This is a genomic window from Alteromonas sp. 5E99-2 (assembly GCF_017368475.1).
Lineage (GTDB): Bacteria > Pseudomonadota > Gammaproteobacteria > Enterobacterales > Alteromonadaceae > Alteromonas_F.
On record NZ_JAFNJE010000057.1, the window covers coordinates 1 to 926 of the forward strand.

The window sequence follows — 926 nt, forward strand, 5'->3', positions numbered from 1 at the left end:
CTGACCACATGCTGCGCCGGATCGACCACTTCCTTGATATCGATGCTGTGCGTGAGAAGCTGAAGGCTCATTACAGTCACCTCGGGCGGCCTTCGATTGATCCTCAGCTGATTGTGCGGATGTTGGTGATTGAGTACACTTTGGGCATCCGGTCCGAGCGACGTCTGTGTGAAGAGGTCCACTTGAACCTAGCATACCGATGGTTCTGTCGCCTTGGATTGGACAGCAAAGTGCCGGATCACTCTACGTTCTCGAAGTACCGGCATGGTAAGTTCCGCGACAGCGATCTGCTGCGCCATGTCTTTGAGGCGGTCGTTGCCCGATGCATTTCCGAAGGTCTTGTCGGCGGTCATGGCTTTGCTGTGGACGCGAGCCTTATTGAGGCGGATGTGGACAGGCAAAACTCCAGCGCACAGATGGATTGGGACACAAGCGCCATCGATCCTGAAGATGCGCCGCGTGCAGTGCGGGAGTATCTTGATGTGCTGGATGACAAGGCGTTTGGGGCGGCCACGACTGTCAAACCCAAGTTCACATCGCATTCTGACCCAGCAAGCCAGTGGACTGCTGCGCGCAAGGGACCTGCAATATTTTCCTATTCCAACAACTACCTCATCGATACCGACAATGCTGTAATTGTTGATGTTGAGGCGACCCGCTCCATTCGCACAGCCGAGGTTGGGGCATCCCAAACCATGGTTGATCGCACCGAAGAACGCTTTGGTATAAGGCCAGACTGGTTTGTCGCTGACACGGCCTATGGCTCAGCTGAGAACCTGGCGTGGTTGGTCAAAAAGCGGGAGATTATTCCGTTCATTCCATTAATCGATAAGTCTGAGCGCAAAGACGGAACATGGTCGCGTTCGGACTTTGAGTGGGATGAGGACAACGACCGCTACATCTGCCCCGAAGGCAAATACTTGAAC

Annotated in this window: 1 protein-coding gene; it reads left to right on the forward strand. The window is 54.3% G+C overall.

What is annotated here, in order from left to right:
* On the forward strand, positions 1 to 926 hold a 926-nt coding region (locus J3L16_RS15850; RefSeq protein WP_207614037.1), incomplete at both ends, for a transposase.